Origin of the sequence: Enterobacter sp. JS8-1 (assembly GCF_049187015.1) — a bacterium.
GTDB classification, from domain to species: domain Bacteria; phylum Pseudomonadota; class Gammaproteobacteria; order Enterobacterales; family Enterobacteriaceae; genus Enterobacter; species Enterobacter mori.
In genome coordinates, this window is the sequence record NZ_CP185805.1 from 217,362 (window position 1) to 234,204 (window position 16,843).

Consider the following 16,843-nt stretch of genomic DNA (forward strand, 5'->3'; position numbering starts at 1 on the left):
AAGAAAAAATATGGGAAAGCGATGCTTTACGCGGGAGGTATCACGGTACGGTATAGAAGGGGTAAATCAGGGGGTCATGTTGGATATTTGACCGCGAGCGGATGAATTTAAAGCGGTTAGCACTGGTTTCGCATAAAATGTGAGCGAAAGAACGTTTTATGCAATTTTTTAGTTGCATGACTGCGCGTGTCTCCATAGAATGCGCGCTACTTGATGCCGACTTAGCTCAGTAGGTAGAGCAACTGACTTGTAATCAGTAGGTCACCAGTTCGATTCCGGTAGTCGGCACCATCAAGTCCGGTGGGGTTCCCGAGCGGCCAAAGGGAGCAGACTGTAAATCTGCCGTCACAGACTTCGAAGGTTCGAATCCTTCCCCCACCACCACTTTCTGGCAGCGTAAATGCCGCCGGAGCTGGTTGGAAAAATTAGCCAGCTCGAACATGAAAAGAGAGAAATCTCTTTTTTTGTTACAGAAAGAACTGGGTAGCCGAGTTTCAGGATGCGGGCATCGTATAATGGCTATTACCTCAGCCTTCCAAGCTGATGATGCGGGTTCGATTCCCGCTGCCCGCTCCAATACGTGCTGATATGGCTCAGTTGGTAGAGCGCACCCTTGGTAAGGGTGAGGTCCCCAGTTCGACTCTGGGTATCAGCACCACTTCACTTCTCCTCCCGTTTCTCTCTGTTTCAATTTAAATGTATTCAACAGTTCAGGCATTTCGCCTGGTTGATGTGGTGATATCACCGATTTATCCGTGTCTTAGAGGGACAATCGATGTCTAAAGAAAAGTTTGAACGTACAAAACCGCACGTTAACGTCGGTACTATCGGCCACGTTGACCATGGTAAAACAACGCTGACCGCTGCAATCACTACCGTTCTGGCAAAAACCTACGGTGGTTCTGCTCGCGCATTCGACCAGATCGATAACGCACCAGAAGAAAAAGCTCGTGGTATCACCATCAACACCTCCCACGTTGAATACGACACCCCGACTCGCCACTACGCACACGTAGACTGCCCAGGCCACGCCGACTATGTTAAAAACATGATCACCGGTGCTGCGCAGATGGACGGCGCGATCCTGGTTGTTGCTGCGACTGACGGCCCAATGCCTCAGACTCGTGAGCACATCCTGCTGGGTCGTCAGGTAGGCGTTCCTTTCATCATCGTGTTCCTGAACAAATGCGACATGGTTGATGACGAAGAGCTGCTGGAACTGGTAGAGATGGAAGTTCGTGAACTGCTGTCTCAGTACGATTTCCCAGGCGACGACACTCCAATCGTTCGTGGTTCCGCGCTGAAAGCGCTGGAAGGCGACGCAGAGTGGGAAGCGAAAATCATCGAACTGGCTGGCTTCCTGGATTCTTACATCCCAGAACCAGAGCGTGCGATTGACAAGCCATTCCTGCTGCCAATCGAAGACGTATTCTCCATCTCCGGTCGTGGTACCGTTGTTACCGGTCGTGTAGAGCGCGGTATCATCAAAGTTGGCGAAGAAGTTGAAATCGTTGGTATCAAAGAGACTGCTAAGTCTACCTGTACTGGCGTTGAAATGTTCCGCAAACTGCTGGACGAAGGCCGTGCTGGTGAGAACGTTGGTGTTCTGCTGCGTGGTATCAAACGTGAAGAAATCGAACGTGGTCAGGTTCTGGCGAAGCCAGGCTCAATCAAGCCACACACCAAGTTCGAATCTGAAGTGTACATCCTGTCCAAAGACGAAGGCGGCCGTCATACTCCGTTCTTCAAAGGCTACCGTCCACAGTTCTACTTCCGTACAACTGACGTGACCGGTACCATCGAACTGCCAGAAGGCGTTGAGATGGTAATGCCAGGCGACAACATTAAGATGGTTGTGACTCTGATCCACCCAATCGCGATGGACGATGGTCTGCGTTTCGCAATCCGTGAAGGCGGCCGTACCGTTGGCGCGGGCGTTGTTGCTAAAGTTCTCGGCTAATCGCTGATAACATTTGACGCAATGCGCAATAAAAGGGCATCATTTGATGCCCTTTTTGCACGCTTTCACATCAGAACCTGGCTCATCAGTGATTATTTTTGTCATAATCATTGCTGAGACAGGCTCTGCAGAGAGCGTATAATCCGAAAAGCGAATAAGCATTTCGATTTGGTTTGCCTCGCAATCGCGGGGTGAAAATGTTTGTAGAATACTTCTGACAGGTTGGTTTATGAGTGCGAATACCGAAGCTCAAGGGAGCGGGCGCGGCCTGGAAGCGATGAAATGGGTAGTTGTAGCCGTGCTGCTGATCGTAGCAATTGTTGGCAACTATCTTTATCGTGACATGATGCTGCCGCTACGCGCGCTTGCAGTGGTAATTCTGATTGCTGCAGCGGGTGGTGTCGCGCTGTTGACGACAAAAGGCAAAGCGACTGTCGCTTTCGCTCGCGAAGCACGTACCGAAGTCCGCAAGGTCATTTGGCCGACTCGCCAGGAAACATTGCACACCACGCTGATCGTAGCGGCGGTTACCGCTGTAATGTCACTGATCCTGTGGGGACTGGATGGTATTCTGGTTCGCCTGGTTTCCTTTATCACTGGCCTGAGGTTCTAAGATGTCTGAAGCCCCTAAAAAGCGTTGGTACGTCGTTCAGGCGTTTTCCGGTTTTGAAGGCCGCGTAGCTACATCGCTGCGTGAGCATATCAAATTACACAACATGGAAGAGTTATTTGGCGAAGTTATGGTTCCGACCGAAGAAGTGGTCGAGATCCGTGGCGGTCAACGTCGCAAAAGCGAGCGCAAATTCTTCCCGGGTTACGTGCTGGTTCAGATGGTGATGAACGACGCGAGCTGGCACCTGGTGCGCAGCGTACCGCGCGTGATGGGCTTTATCGGCGGCACGTCTGACCGTCCGGCGCCAATCAGCGATAAAGAAGTTGATGCGATTATGAACCGCCTGCAGCAGGTGGGTGATAAGCCGCGTCCGAAAACGCTGTTTGAACCGGGTGAGATGGTTCGTGTTAATGACGGTCCGTTTGCTGACTTTAACGGCGTCGTTGAAGAAGTGGACTACGAGAAGTCCCGCCTGAAAGTGTCTGTTTCTATCTTCGGTCGTGCGACCCCGGTAGAGCTGGACTTTGCACAGGTCGAAAAAGCCTAAGCAGCGATCAAAAAAGCAACGATTTAATCGTTGCACAAGGCGCGAGATTGGAATACAATTTCGCGCCTTTTGTTTTTATGGGTTACGGCCCGTAAAACGAATTTTATTCACGGGGAGCCTCTCTGAGGCGCTATTACCCAATCAGAGGATTTTAGAATGGCTAAGAAAGTACAAGCCTACGTCAAGCTGCAGGTTGCAGCTGGTATGGCGAACCCAAGTCCACCAGTTGGTCCAGCTCTGGGTCAGCAGGGTGTGAACATCATGGAATTCTGTAAAGCGTTCAACGCAAAAACTGAATCCCTGGAAAAAGGTCTGCCAATCCCAGTCGTAATCACTGTTTACGCTGACCGTTCTTTCACTTTCGTTACCAAGACCCCTCCAGCAGCAGTTCTGCTGAAGAAAGCGGCTGGTATCAAGTCTGGTTCCGGTAAACCGAACAAAGACAAAGTGGGTAAAATTTCCCGCGCTCAGCTGCAGGAAATCGCGCAGACCAAAGCTGCCGACATGACTGGTGCCGACATTGAAGCGATGACTCGCTCAATCGAAGGTACTGCACGTTCCATGGGCCTGGTAGTGGAGGACTAAGAAATGGCTAAACTGACCAAGCGCATGTCCGTGATCCGTGACAAAGTTGATGCGACCAAACAGTACGACATCAACGAAGCTATCGCTCTGCTGAAAGAACTGGCAACTGCTAAGTTCGTTGAAAGCGTTGACGTTGCCGTTAACCTGGGCATCGACGCTCGTAAATCCGATCAGAACGTTCGTGGCGCAACTGTACTGCCACACGGTACTGGCCGTTCCGTTCGCGTAGCTGTATTTGCTCAGGGTGCAAACGCTGAAGCTGCTAAAGCTGCCGGCGCTGAACTGGTAGGTATGGAAGATCTGGCTGATCAGATCAAGAAAGGCGAAATGAACTTTGACGTTGTTATTGCTTCTCCAGATGCAATGCGCGTTGTTGGCCAGCTGGGCCAGGTTCTGGGTCCACGCGGCCTGATGCCAAACCCGAAAGTGGGTACTGTAACGCCTAACGTTGCTGAAGCGGTTAAGAACGCTAAAGCAGGTCAGGTTCGTTATCGTAACGACAAAAACGGCATCATCCACACCACCATCGGTAAAGTGGACTTTGACGCTGACAAACTGAAAGAAAACCTGGAATCTCTGCTGGTTGCGCTGAAAAAAGCAAAACCAACTCAGGCTAAAGGCGTGTACATCAAGAAAGTTAGCATCTCCACCACCATGGGTGCAGGTGTTGCAGTTGACCAGGCTGGCCTGAGCGCTGCTGCAAACTAATGCCTTTACGTGGGCGGTGATTTTGTCTACAATCTTACCCCCACGTTTGCTAACAAAAGTTAGCGGCTAACAGAATTGTTCGTTGGAGCCTGGCCTAATCCAGGCCTCCGTCGAAGACCGCAGGTGTTTCGCAAGAGACTTAATCCCCTGCGTAGACGGTGACAGAACGCTAAGATTATTTTTGAATACTCTGGCTTGTTTCTGCTCACCGTATTAAGACGCTCTCCTCGTTGGGGAGAGTGAAGTGAGTTCCGGGACATGAGTTCCGGCAAACATCCAGGAGCAAAGCTAATGGCTTTAAATCTTCAAGACAAACAAGCGATTGTTGCTGAAGTCAGCGAAGTAGCCAAAGGCGCGCTGTCTGCAGTAGTTGCGGATTCCCGTGGCGTTACTGTAGACAAAATGACTGAACTGCGTAAAGCAGGTCGTGAAGCTGGCGTATACATGCGTGTTGTTCGTAACACCCTGCTGCGTCGCGTAGTTGAAGGTACTCAGTTCGAGTGCCTGAAAGACACGTTTGTTGGTCCGACCCTTATTGCATACTCTATGGAACACCCGGGCGCTGCTGCTCGTCTGTTCAAAGAGTTCGCGAAAGCGAATGCAAAATTTGAGGTCAAAGCTGCAGCCTTTGAAGGTGAGTTGATCCCGGCATCGCAAATCGATCGCCTGGCAACCCTGCCGACCTACGAAGAAGCAATTGCACGCCTGATGGCAACCATGAAAGAAGCTTCGGCTGGCAAACTGGTTCGCACTCTGGCTGCTGTTCGCGATGCGAAAGAAGCTGCTTAATCGCAGTTATCTTTATAAAGCATTTGCTTACGTATAAACTTATTCTGATTTTCAGGAACAATTTAAATGTCTATCACTAAAGATCAAATCATTGAAGCAGTTGCAGCTATGTCCGTAATGGACGTTGTAGAACTGATTTCTGCAATGGAAGAAAAATTCGGTGTTTCTGCTGCTGCTGCTGTAGCTGTAGCTGCGGGCCCGGCTGAAGCTGCTGAAGAAAAAACTGAATTCGACGTAATTCTGAAAGCTGCTGGCGCTAACAAAGTTGCTGTTATCAAAGCAGTACGTGGCGCAACTGGCCTGGGTCTGAAAGAAGCTAAAGACCTGGTAGAATCTGCTCCAGCTGCGCTGAAAGAAGGCGTGAGCAAAGACGACGCAGAAGCACTGAAAAAATCTCTGGAAGAAGCTGGCGCTGAAGTTGAAGTTAAATAAGCCAACTTTTCTGGTTGCAGCCTAAGTCATTAGGCTGATGGCTGGTGACTTTTTAGTCACCAGCCTTTTTGCGCTGTAAGGCATCAGTAGCATTTCACACTGTTTGACTGCTGGTTGTCCTGACAATGCATGTTTCTATCGACGACTTAATATATTGCGACAGGGTGCTCGCTCTGTGTAAATCGCGACGAAATGATTTAAGCGTGATAGCAACAGGTATTGCGGAAAGTATTCAATTTTCCGGTCCACAAAATGGTGTTGCACAAACTGTCCCTTCGTCGGACAGATGGGTCGACTTGTCAGCGAGCTGAGGAACCCTATGGTTTACTCCTATACCGAGAAAAAACGTATTCGTAAGGATTTTGGTAAACGTCCACAAGTTCTGGACATTCCATATCTCCTTTCTATCCAGCTTGACTCGTTCCAGAAGTTTATCGAGCAAGATCCTGAAGGGCAGTACGGTCTGGAAGCAGCCTTCCGCTCCGTGTTCCCGATTCAGAGCTACAGCGGTAACTCCGAGCTGCAGTACGTCAGCTACCGCCTTGGCGAACCGGTGTTTGACGTTCAGGAATGTCAGATCCGTGGCGTGACCTATTCCGCACCGCTGCGCGTAAAACTGCGTCTGGTGATCTACGAGCGCGAAGCGCCGGAAGGCACCGTTAAAGACATTAAAGAACAAGAAGTCTACATGGGTGAAATTCCACTCATGACAGACAACGGTACTTTCGTAATCAACGGTACTGAGCGTGTTATCGTTTCCCAGCTGCATCGTAGCCCGGGCGTCTTCTTCGACAGCGATAAAGGTAAAACACACTCTTCCGGTAAAGTACTGTATAACGCACGCATCATTCCTTACCGTGGTTCATGGCTGGACTTCGAGTTCGATCCGAAAGACAACCTGTTTGTCCGTATCGACCGTCGTCGTAAGCTGCCTGCAACCATCATTCTGCGTGCGCTGCAATACACCACTGAACAGATCCTGGACCTGTTCTTTGAGAAAGTGATCTTTGAAATCCGCGACAACAAGCTGCAGATGGAGCTGGTGCCGGAACGTCTGCGTGGTGAGACCGCGTCGTTCGACATCGAAGCCGACGGCAAAGTGTATGTGGAAAAAGGTCGCCGTATCACCGCGCGCCATATCCGCCAGCTGGAAAAAGATGATATCAAACTCATCGAAGTTCCGGTTGAGTACATTGCAGGAAAAGTAGCCGCGAAAGATTACGTTGACGAGTCAACGGGCGAGCTGATCTGCACAGCGAACATGGAGCTGAGCCTGGATCTGCTGGCTAAGCTGAGCCAGTCTGGTCACAAACGTATCGAAACGCTGTTCACCAACGATCTGGACCATGGCGCGTATATTTCTGAGACTATCCGTGTCGACCCAACCACCGATCGTCTGAGCGCGCTGGTAGAAATCTACCGCATGATGCGTCCTGGTGAGCCACCAACACGCGAAGCGGCGGAAAGCCTGTTCGAGAACCTGTTCTTCTCCGAAGACCGCTACGATCTGTCCGCGGTTGGTCGTATGAAGTTCAACCGTTCTCTGCTGCGTGATGAGATCGAAGGTTCCGGTATCCTGAGCAAAGACGACATCATCGAAGTGATGAAGAAGCTCATCGATATCCGTAACGGTAAAGGCGAAGTGGATGATATCGACCACCTCGGCAACCGTCGTATCCGTTCCGTAGGCGAAATGGCGGAAAACCAGTTCCGCGTTGGCCTGGTGCGTGTTGAGCGTGCGGTGAAAGAGCGTCTGTCTCTGGGCGATCTGGATACCCTGATGCCTCAGGATATGATCAACGCCAAGCCGATTTCTGCAGCAGTGAAAGAGTTCTTCGGTTCAAGCCAGCTGTCTCAGTTCATGGACCAGAACAACCCGCTGTCTGAGATTACGCACAAACGTCGTATCTCTGCACTCGGCCCAGGCGGTCTGACCCGTGAACGCGCAGGCTTTGAAGTTCGAGACGTACACCCGACCCACTACGGTCGCGTATGTCCAATCGAAACGCCTGAAGGTCCAAACATCGGTCTGATCAACTCCCTGTCCGTGTACGCACAGACTAACGAATACGGTTTCCTCGAGACCCCGTATCGTAAAGTGACCGACGGTGTTGTTACCGACGAAATTCATTACCTGTCTGCTATCGAAGAAGGCAACTACGTTATCGCTCAGGCGAACTCCAACCTGGATGACGAAGGCCACTTTGTAGAAGATCTGGTTACCTGCCGTAGCAAAGGCGAATCCAGCTTGTTCAGCCGCGACCAGGTTGACTACATGGACGTATCCACCCAGCAGGTGGTATCCGTCGGTGCGTCCCTGATCCCGTTCCTGGAACACGATGACGCCAACCGTGCATTGATGGGTGCGAACATGCAACGTCAGGCCGTTCCAACTCTGCGTGCTGATAAGCCGCTGGTTGGTACCGGTATGGAACGTGCTGTTGCCGTTGACTCCGGTGTTACTGCAGTTGCTAAGCGTGGCGGTACCGTTCAGTACGTCGACGCATCCCGTATCGTTATCAAAGTTAACGAAGACGAGATGTATCCGGGCGAAGCGGGTATCGACATTTATAACCTGACCAAATATACCCGTTCTAACCAGAACACCTGTATCAACCAGATGCCTTGCGTATCTCTGGGTGAGCCAGTTGAGCGCGGCGACGTGCTGGCAGACGGTCCGTCCACCGACCTCGGTGAACTGGCGCTCGGTCAGAACATGCGCGTAGCGTTCATGCCGTGGAACGGTTACAACTTCGAAGACTCCATCCTCGTCTCCGAGCGTGTGGTTCAGGAAGATCGTTTCACCACCATCCACATTCAGGAACTGGCATGTGTGTCCCGTGACACCAAGCTGGGGCCAGAAGAGATCACCGCTGACATCCCGAACGTGGGTGAAGCTGCGCTCTCTAAACTGGATGAATCCGGTATCGTTTACATCGGTGCGGAAGTGACCGGCGGCGACATTCTGGTTGGTAAGGTTACGCCTAAAGGTGAAACCCAGCTGACGCCAGAAGAGAAACTGCTGCGCGCAATCTTCGGTGAGAAAGCGTCTGACGTTAAAGATTCTTCTCTGCGCGTACCAAACGGTGTTTCCGGTACGGTTATCGATGTTCAGGTCTTCACCCGTGACGGCGTTGAGAAAGATAAGCGTGCGCTGGAAATCGAAGAGATGCAGCTCAAACAGGCTAAGAAAGACCTGTCTGAAGAACTGCAGATCCTCGAAGCGGGTCTGTTCAGCCGTATTTATGCGGTGCTGGTTGCCGGTGGCGTTGAAGCTGAGAAGCTCGACAAACTGCCACGCGATCGCTGGCTGGAACTGGGCCTGACCGATGAAGAGAAACAAAATCAGCTGGAACAGCTGGCTGAGCAGTATGACGAACTGAAACACGAGTTCGAGAAAAAACTCGAAGCGAAACGCCGCAAAATCACTCAGGGCGACGATCTGGCACCAGGCGTGCTGAAGATTGTTAAGGTGTATCTGGCCGTTAAACGTCAGATTCAGCCTGGTGACAAGATGGCAGGTCGTCACGGTAACAAGGGTGTTATCTCTAAGATCAACCCGATCGAAGATATGCCGCACGATGCTAACGGTACGCCGGTAGATATCGTACTGAACCCACTGGGCGTACCGTCTCGTATGAACATCGGTCAGATCCTGGAAACCCACCTGGGTATGGCTGCGAAAGGTATCGGCGACAAGATTAACGCCATGCTGAAGCAGCAGGAAGAAGTCGCGAAACTGCGCGAATTCATCCAGCGTGCCTACGATCTGGGTACCGACGTGCGTCAGAAAGTCGACCTGAACACCTTCAGCGATGATGAAGTTCTGCGTCTGGCGGAAAACCTGCGTAAGGGTATGCCAATTGCAACGCCGGTATTCGACGGTGCAAAAGAAGCTGAAATTAAAGAGCTGCTGCAACTGGGTGGTCTGCCAACGTCTGGTCAGATTACGCTGTTTGACGGCCGTACCGGTGAACAGTTCGAGCGTCCAGTAACCGTAGGTTACATGTACATGCTGAAACTGAACCACCTGGTCGACGACAAGATGCACGCTCGTTCTACCGGTTCTTACAGCCTGGTTACTCAGCAGCCGCTGGGTGGTAAGGCTCAGTTCGGTGGTCAGCGCTTCGGGGAGATGGAAGTGTGGGCGCTGGAAGCATACGGCGCAGCATACACCCTGCAGGAAATGCTCACCGTTAAGTCTGATGACGTGAACGGTCGTACCAAGATGTATAAGAACATCGTGGACGGCAACCATCAGATGGAGCCGGGCATGCCAGAATCCTTCAACGTACTGTTGAAAGAGATTCGTTCGCTGGGTATCAACATCGAACTGGAAGACGAGTAATTCTCGCTCAAACAGGTCACTGGTGTCGGGTTAACCCCCGACACCAGATTGTGCTAACTCCGACGGGAGCAAATCCGTGAAAGATTTATTAAAGTTTCTGAAAGCGCAGACTAAAACCGAAGAGTTTGATGCGATCAAAATTGCTCTGGCTTCGCCAGACATGATCCGTTCATGGTCTTTTGGTGAAGTTAAAAAGCCGGAAACCATCAACTACCGTACGTTCAAACCTGAGCGTGACGGCCTTTTCTGTGCGCGTATTTTCGGGCCAGTAAAAGACTATGAGTGCCTGTGCGGTAAGTACAAGCGCCTGAAACACCGTGGTGTGATCTGTGAGAAGTGCGGCGTTGAAGTGACCCAGACCAAAGTACGCCGTGAGCGTATGGGCCACATCGAGCTGGCGTCTCCGACTGCTCACATCTGGTTCCTGAAATCTCTGCCGTCCCGTATCGGCCTGCTGCTGGATATGCCGCTGCGCGATATCGAACGTGTTCTGTACTTCGAATCTTATGTTGTGATCGAAGGCGGTATGACGAACCTGGAACGTAACCAGATTCTGACCGAAGAACAGTATCTGGACGCGCTGGAAGAGTTCGGTGACGAATTCGATGCGAAGATGGGTGCGGAAGCTATCCAGGCCCTGCTGAAGAGCATGGATCTGGAGCAAGAGTGCGAGCAGCTGCGTGAAGAGCTGAACGAAACTAACTCCGAAACCAAGCGTAAAAAGCTGACCAAGCGTATCAAACTGCTGGAAGCGTTCGTTCAGTCTGGCAACAAGCCAGAGTGGATGATCCTGACCGTTCTGCCGGTTCTGCCGCCAGATCTGCGTCCACTGGTACCGCTGGATGGTGGTCGTTTCGCAACGTCCGATCTGAACGATCTGTATCGTCGCGTTATCAACCGTAACAACCGTCTGAAGCGTCTGCTGGATCTGGCTGCGCCGGACATCATCGTACGCAACGAAAAACGTATGCTGCAGGAAGCGGTAGATGCCCTGCTGGATAACGGTCGTCGCGGTCGTGCGATCACCGGTTCTAACAAACGTCCTCTGAAATCTTTGGCCGACATGATCAAAGGTAAACAGGGTCGTTTCCGTCAGAACCTGCTCGGTAAGCGTGTTGACTACTCCGGTCGTTCTGTTATCACCGTAGGTCCATACCTGCGTCTGCATCAGTGCGGTCTGCCGAAGAAAATGGCACTGGAGCTGTTCAAACCGTTCATCTACGGCAAGCTGGAACTGCGTGGCCTCGCCACCACCATCAAAGCCGCTAAGAAAATGGTTGAGCGTGAAGAAGCTGTCGTTTGGGATATCCTGGACGAAGTGATCCGCGAACACCCGGTACTGCTGAACCGTGCACCAACACTGCACCGTCTGGGTATCCAGGCATTTGAGCCAGTCCTGATCGAAGGTAAAGCTATCCAGCTGCACCCGCTGGTTTGTGCGGCTTATAACGCCGACTTCGATGGTGACCAGATGGCTGTTCACGTACCGCTGACGCTGGAAGCCCAGCTCGAAGCGCGTGCGCTGATGATGTCTACCAACAACATCCTGTCTCCAGCGAACGGTGAACCAATTATCGTTCCTTCTCAGGACGTTGTATTGGGTCTGTACTACATGACCCGTGACTGTGTTAACGCCAAAGGCGAAGGCATGGTGCTGACTGGCCCGAAAGAAGCTGAGCGTATTTATCGCGCTGGCCTGGCCTCTCTGCATGCGCGCGTTAAAGTGCGTATCACCGAATATGAAAAAGATGAAAACGGCGAATTCGTTGCGAAAACCAGCCTGAAAGACACGACCGTTGGCCGTGCAATTCTGTGGATGATCGTACCGAAAGGTCTGCCTTTCTCCATCGTCAACCAGGCGCTGGGCAAGAAAGCGATCTCCAAAATGCTGAACACCTGTTACCGCATTCTGGGTCTGAAGCCGACCGTAATTTTCGCTGACCAGACAATGTACACCGGCTTTGCTTATGCAGCGCGTTCAGGTGCATCTGTTGGTATCGATGACATGGTCATCCCAGAGAAGAAACACGAGATCATCTCTGAAGCGGAAGCCGAAGTTGCTGAGATCCAGGAGCAGTTCCAGTCTGGTCTGGTAACCGCAGGCGAACGCTATAACAAAGTTATCGATATCTGGGCAGCGGCGAACGATCGTGTATCCAAAGCGATGATGGATAACCTGCAGACCGAAACCGTGATTAACCGTGACGGCGTAGAAGAGCAGCAGGTTTCCTTCAACAGCATCTACATGATGGCCGACTCCGGTGCGCGTGGTTCCGCAGCACAGATTCGTCAGCTGGCAGGTATGCGTGGTCTGATGGCGAAGCCAGATGGCTCCATCATCGAAACGCCAATCACCGCGAACTTCCGTGAAGGTCTGAACGTACTCCAGTACTTCATCTCCACGCACGGTGCTCGTAAAGGTCTGGCGGATACCGCACTGAAAACAGCGAACTCCGGTTATCTGACGCGTCGTCTGGTTGACGTTGCGCAGGATCTGGTTGTGACCGAAGACGATTGTGGCACCCTCGAAGGTATCACCATGACCCCGGTTATCGAGGGTGGTGATGTTAAAGAGCCACTGCGCGATCGCGTTCTGGGTCGTGTGACCGCGGAAGACATTCTGAAGCCGGGTACTGCAGACATTCTGGTTCCACGCAACACGCTGCTGCACGAGCACTGGTGTGACCTGCTGGAAGCGAACTCTGTTGACTCAGTGAAAGTGCGTTCCGTTGTATCTTGTGACACCGACTTTGGTGTGTGTGCGCACTGCTACGGTCGTGACCTGGCGCGTGGCCACATCATCAACAAAGGTGAAGCAATCGGCGTTATCGCGGCACAGTCTATCGGTGAGCCGGGTACACAGCTGACGATGCGTACGTTCCACATCGGTGGTGCGGCATCTCGTGCGGCTGCTGAATCCAGCATCCAGGTGAAAAACAAAGGTAGCATCAAGCTCAGCAACGCGAAATCTGTTGTTAACTCCGCAGGCAAGCTGGTTGTGACCTCTCGTAACACCGAGCTGAAGCTGATCGACGAATTCGGTCGTACCAAAGAGAGCTATAAAGTGCCTTACGGTGCGGTTATGGCGAAAGGTGATGGCGAGCAGGTTGCCGGCGGTGAAACCGTTGCAAACTGGGATCCACACACCATGCCGGTTATCACCGAAGTAAGTGGTTTCATCCGCTTCACTGACATGATCGACGGCCAGACCATTACTCGTCAGACCGACGAGCTGACCGGTCTGTCTTCTCTGGTGGTTCTGGATTCTGCTGAACGTACTGCCGGTGGTAAAGATCTGCGTCCTGCACTGAAAATCGTTGATGGTCAGGGTAACGACGTTCTGATCCCTGGTACCGACATGCCTGCGCAGTACTTCCTGCCGGGTAAAGCGATCGTACAGCTGGAAGATGGTATTCAGATCGGTGCGGGTGATGCTCTGGCGCGTATTCCTCAGGAATCCAGCGGTACCAAGGACATCACCGGTGGTCTGCCACGCGTTGCGGACCTGTTTGAAGCACGTCGTCCGAAAGAGCCTGCAATCCTGGCTGAAATCAGCGGTATCATTTCCTTCGGTAAAGAGACCAAAGGTAAACGCCGTCTGGTTATCACCCCAGTAGATGGCAGCGAGCCGTACGAAGAGATGATTCCTAAGTGGCGTCAGCTCAACGTGTTCGAAGGTGAACGTGTAGAACGTGGTGACGTGGTTTCCGATGGTCCAGAAGCTCCGCACGACATTCTGCGTCTTCGTGGCGTACACGCGGTAACGCGTTACATCACCAACGAAGTACAGGACGTTTACCGTCTGCAAGGCGTTAAGATTAACGATAAGCACATCGAAGTTATCGTTCGTCAGATGCTGCGTAAAGCAACCATCGAAAACGCAGGCAGCTCCGAGTTCCTGGAAGGCGAACAGGTTGAATACTCTCGCGTTAAGATTGCTAACCGCGATCTGGAAGCGAACGGCAAAATCGGTGCGACCTTCGCACGCGATCTGCTGGGTATCACCAAAGCGTCTCTGGCAACCGAGTCCTTCATCTCTGCAGCATCGTTCCAGGAGACCACGCGTGTCCTGACCGAAGCGGCTGTTGCTGGTAAGCGTGATGAACTGCGCGGTCTGAAAGAGAACGTTATCGTGGGTCGTCTGATCCCGGCAGGTACCGGTTATGCGTACCACCAGGATCGTATGCGTCGTCGTGCTGCGGGCGAACTGCCAGCTGCACCGCAGGTCACTGCAGAAGATGCATCCGCGAGCCTGGCAGAACTGCTGAACGCAGGTCTGGGCGGTTCCGACAACGAGTAATCGTTGATGCCCGGTAAACATTACCGGGCATATGCCTCGTAGGTCGGGTGGCGCTACGCTTACCCGACAATAAAAAACCCGCCTCGGCGGGTTTTTTTACATCTGTATGTTATTAGTTTACCAACGGGATCCGTCGATAAAGTTCAATCATATCGCCCGCCAGATCCTGAATGACCATCGCGTTCATCAGGTGATCCTGGGAGTGAACGGTGATCAGGTTAACCGGAAGCTTCCCGGTCCCTTCGTCAAGACCGATAAGCTGCGTCTGGATCGTGTGCGCATGCTTCACATATTCGCGCGACTCTTCCATCGCCTTCTCGGCTTCGTTAAAGTCGCCTTTACGTGCCATCTGCAGTGCGGTCAGCGCAGCACTTCGCGCCGCGCCCGCGTTCACCAGCAGTTCCATGATTGTGGTTTCTAAGTCTTCCATTATGACTCCAGCAGCTTGAGCGCTTTTTCCAGTACGGCATCACCTTTCATCATGCCGTAATCCATCATGTCGATCACCGCGACTTTTTTGCCCAGCGGGTCGGCCTGCGCCTGAAGTTTCGCCTGCTCGTATTTTACCTGTGGCCCCAGCAATACGATGTCGGCCGTCGCGATATTGTCTTTAAACTCCGCGACCGGAACGGCTTTAATGGTGACTTCAACCCCTTTTTTCTGCGCGGCATCTTTCATACGTTGAACCAGCATGCTGGTTGACATTCCCGCTGCACAGCATAAAACGATGTTCTTCATAATCAGCCTCGATCTACATGTGTTTATTGATAATTATCCCGTGCAGACCGCTTCAACAACCGCTTTACCGTGATTGTGTGTCAGGCATCACAAAGAAATCGGCATTTTTCTGAAACCGGTTACAATTTTGTGGTCACTCGCTGTCAGATGTACGAACGATACGATTTTTTCCCTGCTGTTTTGCCGTGTAAAGCGCGCCATCGACGCTACCTACAAAGTGTTCCAGCGGCTCGAAGTGCCATTCCCCCAGGCCCGCACTGAACGTCACGTGCAGGTTTTCCTCACGCCAGACGCGCCGTTCCACGGCGGTGCGCCACGCTTCCAGCAGCGCGTGAGCGGTAGCGATCAGCTCCGTATGGAAGATCACCGCGAACTCTTCGCCGCCGTAGCGGTAAACAGAGATGTGATGAGGCTGCATGATCTGGATCCCCTCGCGGGCAACGTTACGCAAAACGATATCGCCGCTCAGGTGTCCCCAGGTGTCATTAATGGATTTGAAGTTATCGATATCGATCAGGCCCAGCGCGAAAGGTTGATGGGCGTTCAGCAGTTCATCCACATCGTTGTCGAAAGCGCGGCGGTTTTTACAGCCCGTTAATGCATCATGGGTTGCCTGACGCACATAGGCTTGTTCACGCTCTTTGTTAGACTGAATGGTATGGCTGAGCATCGCCTCAAGGCGCGGGGCCTGGCTGACATCCCCAGTTTTGATGGCGTTGATAATATTCATCAGCACAGTACGGGAAGCATGGCGCAGGTACAAACCAAACAGAATGATAATAATGGCTGCGAGTGCAAATCCCCAACTGACAACAACGGTTTCGTGGCGGGTAATGGCGGTAAGCGTGGCGTCGGATACCCGATAAATAACAAACCAGTCCGGGTTGGTGAAGGAGTAGTAGTAGTACCAGGATTTGCTTTTTGGATCGAATAAATGGCCTTCGCCGCTGGTCATTTTGTCCATCAGCGCTTCGCTGACGTATGGTTTAAAGAGTGCGCCCGTGTCCGGGTGAAGTACCACGGCACCATCGCGTTCGACGACGAAAAATTCACCCTGTACGGGTGCCACCATTTGACGGAGGGTGTATCCCATAGAGGTTAAATCGAGATGAAAAGCGAGCGTTCCCTTCAGCCTGCCTTCAGGTGAAATCACCGGTTTGTAGAGGGTGACGGTTGGGTGGTCGGTGAAGTAGTCCATATAGGGGCTGGTATAGTGGCTAAAGATACTGGCCTCTGCCTGGCCTATAAACCACGGGCGGGTTCGCGCGTCGAATGTCTTGCTCTTTTCCGTTGGAAGCACTTCCGGCGCGCGCAGATAATGCCCCTGCGTGTCCGTCAAAGAGATGGACGACACGGTCGGCATCAGGTTTTGCAAATGCATTAACATCTGCAGCCCTTGTGCCGGATCGACGTTGATTGTCTGATTCAGCCGGTCATTGCGCGCAAAATACATCGCTGCACGCCCCAGAATATAGTCGTTTTCACGCAGGATGGATTCGGTATAGTTCACCGCCAGGTTATGGGTGAAATTACCATTAATCTTATGATAATCCTCCAGAAAATCCTTTCTCTGAGAAAGCGTAATCAACACGGCGATCAGCGCGAAGCTGCAGAGGATCCCCGCAAAGCTGACCATAATCGGCCGGGTGAAAGAGAGCTTTTTACTGTGAAGTGCCATGAGCTGTAGATTAATCCAGATGATGAATACGTTACGCCTGCTGATATTCTCTCAGCTTAGTCGCTGTCCTGAGGTTGGTAGCGAATTATACGGAACAGGATTTCAGGCGAGATGATTTATCTTAAGAATCATTAAGAAATTACTC

12 protein-coding genes and 4 tRNA genes are annotated in these 16,843 nt (G+C 52.0%); 13 read left to right on the forward strand and 3 right to left on the reverse strand.

What is annotated here, in order from left to right:
• Positions 1–215 precede the first annotated feature (215 nt).
• The 13 genes from ACOQH0_RS01075 to rpoC all read left to right on the forward strand — a co-directional run bounded on the left by ACOQH0_RS01075 (position 216) and on the right by rpoC (position 14,282).
• Positions 216–291 (forward strand) — tRNA-Thr (locus tag ACOQH0_RS01075).
• A gap of 8 nt (positions 292–299) precedes the next feature.
• Positions 300–384, forward strand: a tRNA-Tyr gene (locus ACOQH0_RS01080).
• A 117-nt stretch (positions 385–501) separates the two neighbouring features.
• Positions 502–576, forward strand: a tRNA-Gly gene (locus ACOQH0_RS01085).
• A 6-nt stretch (positions 577–582) separates the two neighbouring features.
• Positions 583–658 (forward strand) — tRNA-Thr (locus tag ACOQH0_RS01090).
• A gap of 117 nt (positions 659–775) precedes the next feature.
• A complete protein-coding gene (gene tuf / locus ACOQH0_RS01095) occupies positions 776–1,960 on the forward strand; it encodes an elongation factor Tu (RefSeq protein WP_023309456.1) in 1,185 nt (394 codons plus the stop codon).
• Positions 1,961–2,189: 229 nt separating this feature from the next.
• Entirely contained in the window at positions 2,190–2,573 is a 384-nt protein-coding gene (gene secE / locus ACOQH0_RS01100; protein WP_003862342.1) for a preprotein translocase subunit SecE, read from the forward strand.
• A 1-nt stretch (position 2,574) separates the two neighbouring features.
• Positions 2,575–3,120 (forward strand): transcription termination/antitermination protein NusG, encoded by a 546-nt coding sequence (gene nusG / locus ACOQH0_RS01105; RefSeq protein ID WP_003862341.1) that lies wholly within the window; start codon positions 2,575–2,577, stop codon positions 3,118–3,120.
• A gap of 156 nt (positions 3,121–3,276) precedes the next feature.
• Positions 3,277–3,705, forward strand: coding sequence for a 50S ribosomal protein L11 (rplK, locus tag ACOQH0_RS01110; RefSeq protein WP_008503452.1), 429 nt, complete (start codon positions 3,277–3,279; stop codon positions 3,703–3,705).
• Positions 3,706–3,708: 3 nt separating this feature from the next.
• Positions 3,709–4,413, forward strand: a complete 705-nt coding sequence (rplA, locus tag ACOQH0_RS01115) for a 50S ribosomal protein L1 (protein WP_006176745.1) — start codon at positions 3,709–3,711, stop codon at positions 4,411–4,413.
• A 291-nt stretch (positions 4,414–4,704) separates the two neighbouring features.
• Positions 4,705–5,202: a 50S ribosomal protein L10 gene (rplJ, locus tag ACOQH0_RS01120; protein WP_001207203.1), complete on the forward strand. Its 498-nt coding sequence runs from the start codon at positions 4,705–4,707 to the stop codon at positions 5,200–5,202.
• 66 nt (positions 5,203–5,268) lie between these two features.
• Positions 5,269–5,634 carry a 50S ribosomal protein L7/L12 gene (gene rplL / locus ACOQH0_RS01125; protein WP_006176746.1) on the forward strand — a complete coding sequence of 122 codons (366 nt, stop codon included), beginning with the start codon at positions 5,269–5,271 and terminating at the stop codon, positions 5,632–5,634.
• Between the two features lie 319 nt (positions 5,635–5,953).
• Positions 5,954–9,982 (forward strand): DNA-directed RNA polymerase subunit beta, encoded by a 4,029-nt coding sequence (rpoB, locus tag ACOQH0_RS01130; protein ID WP_421511361.1) that lies wholly within the window; start codon positions 5,954–5,956, stop codon positions 9,980–9,982.
• Between the two features lie 76 nt (positions 9,983–10,058).
• Entirely contained in the window at positions 10,059–14,282 is a 4,224-nt protein-coding gene (rpoC, locus tag ACOQH0_RS01135; RefSeq protein WP_042715985.1) for a DNA-directed RNA polymerase subunit beta', read from the forward strand.
• 112 nt (positions 14,283–14,394) lie between these two features.
• Here the strand turns inward: rpoC and ACOQH0_RS01140 are convergent, their stop codons facing one another.
• The 3 genes from ACOQH0_RS01140 to ACOQH0_RS01150 form a co-directional block, all read right to left on the reverse strand.
• Positions 14,395–14,712, reverse strand: coding sequence for a PTS lactose/cellobiose transporter subunit IIA (locus ACOQH0_RS01140; RefSeq protein WP_010425950.1), 318 nt, complete (start codon positions 14,710–14,712; stop codon positions 14,395–14,397).
• The gene (locus tag ACOQH0_RS01145) at positions 14,712–15,020 is read right to left on the reverse strand and encodes a PTS sugar transporter subunit IIB (RefSeq protein WP_010425948.1); all 309 of its coding nucleotides are present in this window, start codon (positions 15,018–15,020) and stop codon (positions 14,712–14,714) included. The genes ACOQH0_RS01140 and ACOQH0_RS01145 overlap by 1 nt, the downstream gene beginning before the upstream one ends.
• A 133-nt stretch (positions 15,021–15,153) precedes the next feature.
• Positions 15,154–16,698: a sensor domain-containing diguanylate cyclase gene (locus tag ACOQH0_RS01150; protein WP_089601416.1), complete on the reverse strand. Its 1,545-nt coding sequence runs from the start codon at positions 16,696–16,698 to the stop codon at positions 15,154–15,156.
• Positions 16,699–16,843 lie beyond the last annotated feature (145 nt).